This is a genomic window from Kocuria oceani, from assembly GCF_029524215.1.
Taxonomy (GTDB): domain Bacteria; phylum Actinomycetota; class Actinomycetes; order Actinomycetales; family Micrococcaceae; genus Kocuria; species Kocuria oceani.
Window position 1 is genome coordinate 1 of the sequence record NZ_JARAMH010000045.1, and the last position, 2,757, is coordinate 2,757.

The window sequence follows — 2,757 nt, forward strand, 5'->3', positions numbered from 1 at the left end:
CGCACACCGGGGTGACCGTCCAGCGCGGGCCGACCCTGGACGGGTTGGGGGCCTATTACCGGGAGATGATCCAGGAGTCGGCGGCCGAGCCGGTCGATGTCGCCGCCGCGCTGCGGGAGGCGCAGGTGGATGTGCTGGTGTCCTATCTGCCGGTGGGCTCGGAGGCCGCCGACCGGTTCTACGCCCAGGCGGCCCTGGACGCGGGGGTGGCCTTCGTCAACGCGCTGCCGGTGTTCATCGCCTCCACCGAGGAGTGGGCGCAGAAGTTCACCGCCGCGGGGGTGCCGATCGTGGGCGATGACATCAAGTCCCAGATCGGGGCGACGATCACCCACCGGGTGCTGGCCAAGCTCTTCGAGGACCGCGGGTACGTGCTGGACCGGACGTATCAGCTCAATGTGGGCGGGAACATGGACTTCATGAACATGCTCGAGCGCACCCGGTTGGAGTCGAAGAAGATCTCCAAGACCCAGGCGGTGACCTCCAACGTGGTGCGGGAGTTCGGCACCGAGGAGGTGCACATCGGGCCCTCGGACCACGTGCCGTGGCTCAACGACCGGAAGTTCGCCTTCGTGCGTCTGGAGGGTCACGGGTTCGGGGACGCCCCGATCTCCTTGGAGTACAAGCTGGAGGTGTGGGACTCCCCGAACTCGGCCGGGGTGATCATCGACGCGATCCGGGCGGCGAAGATCGGGCTGGACCGCGGGATCGGCGGGCCGCTGACCTCGGCGGCGGCGTACTTCATGAAGTCCCCGCCCGAGCAGCAGGCCGACGACACCGCCCGGGCCAATCTGGAGGCCTTCATCCGCGGCGACCTCGAACGCTGAAGCAGCGCCCCACCCGGGGCCGCGGATCACCTCGCGGAGCACCTCGCGGAGCACCGCCGCACCGGTGACATGAGGTCCTCCTCGAGCTCCGTCGGCGTGGATCCGCTCATGCCGTCGACGCCGCCTTCCTGGGCCGGTGGGCTTCGCGCCCTCGACGCCGGAAAGAGCCGAGGAACGGGCAGGCATCCTGCCCTGTGCAACGTGGGTCACATTGCGCAACATTGTCCGCGGGGCCCGCCGCGCCGTCGGGAATCACGGCGCCCCGGGGACGGGGGCAGGAAAAGTCGACCGGAATGCTTGACAGGCCAATGTGGGACGCATCACGCTGAACCTCACAATATGAAGCACGTTGCGCAGTACGCGGCAACGAGCCGAGAGGTCCACCCGCCCGGCGCCGCCCTGCTGTTCCCGCACCCACTGATCTGAAAGGGGTCCTTCATGGAGTCCCTCGTCATTGTCGGAGCCTCGCTGGCCGGTCTGTCGGCCGCGCGGGCGGCTCGCAGCCTCGGGTTCGGCGGGCGTGTGGTGATCATCGGTGATGAGCTGCAGCGTCCCTACGACCGTCCGCCGCTGTCCAAGGACTTCCTGGCCGGGCGGATCGAGGTCGCGGATCTGACCCTGGAGACCGATACGGAGGCCTTGGACGCGGAGTGGGTTCTCGGGAGCCGGGCGGTCTCCTTCGATCCGTCCACCCGCACGGTCCACCTGGCCGACGGCACCACCGTGCACGCCCCCGCCCTGGTGATCGCCACCGGCGCCTCCCCCCGGACCCTGCCCCAGATCGCCGACGCGCCCAACGTGGTGAGCCTGCGCACCATCGCCGATGCGCAGAAGCTGCGCGGCCTGGTGCGGGCCGGTGGCCGGATGGTGGTCATCGGCGCCGGCTTCATCGGCGCCGAGGTCGCCTCCACCGCCCACGCGCTGGGCATGGAGGTCACCGTGCTGGAGAAGTCCCCCACCCCGCTGTGCGGGCCGCTGGGGGCGCAGCTGGGCGCGGTCGTGGCCGGGCTGCACACCCGCGCCGGGGTCGAGCTGATCTGCGGGGCCGAGATCGCCGACTTCACCCGCACCGACGGGCCCGTGGAGGCGGTGGTCCTGGCCGACGGGCGGGTGCTGCCCGCCGATGTCGTGGTCGTGGGCATCGGGGCCGTGCCCAACACCGGGTGGCTGGAAGGCTCCGGGATCGAGCTGGGCAACGGTGTGGTCTGCGACGCCGTCGGGGGCACCAGCCTCCCGGGGGTCGTCGCGGTCGGTGACTGCGCCGCCTGGTGGGAGCCGGTCACCGGGCGCCACCAGCGGGTGGAGCACTGGACGGGGGCCGCCCAGCGCCCGGGCGTGGCCGTGTCCGCGTTGCTCGGCGCGGACCCGGCGACCCTGCCGGCGGTGAAGCCTCCCTACTTCTGGTCCGACCAGTACGGCACCCGCCTGCAGTTCGCCGGCGACGCCTCCCGCGCCGATCGGGTGGCCTACGAGCACGGCGGCCCCGGCGAGGACTCCCTGCTGGCCGTCTACTACGCCGGGGAGGAACCGGTCGCGGTGCTGGGCTGGAACCAGATCAAGCTCTTCGGCCGCTGGCGCAAGACTCTGGAGAAGATCGCCGCTGCCGCCCGCACCCCTGCCCCGCCGCACGCGGCGGCCCAGTCCGTGGCCGCCGCTGTCGCCGCCGCCTCCCCGGCCGCCGCCGCCGCCACCGCCGCCTCCCCGGCCGGGGTATGAAACCGTTCCACCCACCCCACCCGTTCCGCAGTACGTCGTAAGGAGTTCGTGTTGTCGACCAACGTTGTCTCGGAGTCCCTGATCTCCACCCTGCCCGGTTCCACCTACGTGGACGAGGCCGTCTTCCGCGCCGAGCAGGAACGCATCTTCGAGCAGATGTGGTTCTGCGCCGTGCGCGCCGGTGACCTCGACAAGCCCGGGGCCTACCGCACCG

At 71.2% G+C, this 2,757-nt stretch carries 2 protein-coding genes; both read left to right on the top strand.

All coding sequences use genetic code 11. The features are described 5' to 3' along the window. A partial coding sequence (locus PU704_RS19850) for an inositol-3-phosphate synthase (protein ID WP_277552866.1) occupies window positions 1-827 on the top strand: 827 nt, incomplete at its 5' end. 438 nt (window positions 828-1,265) lie between these two features. Next, window positions 1,266-2,543 carry an NAD(P)/FAD-dependent oxidoreductase gene (locus PU704_RS19855; protein ID WP_277552868.1) on the top strand — a complete coding sequence of 426 codons (1,278 nt, stop codon included), beginning with the start codon at window positions 1,266-1,268 and terminating at the stop codon, window positions 2,541-2,543. Window positions 2,544-2,757: the final 214 nt, after the last annotated feature.

Bases quoted from the DNA above. Each gene is read 5' to 3' on its own strand.
- PU704_RS19855 (WP_277552868.1), top strand. From the start codon at position 1,266: ATGGAGTCCCTCGTCATTGTCGGAGCCTCGCTGGCCGGTCTGTCGGCC.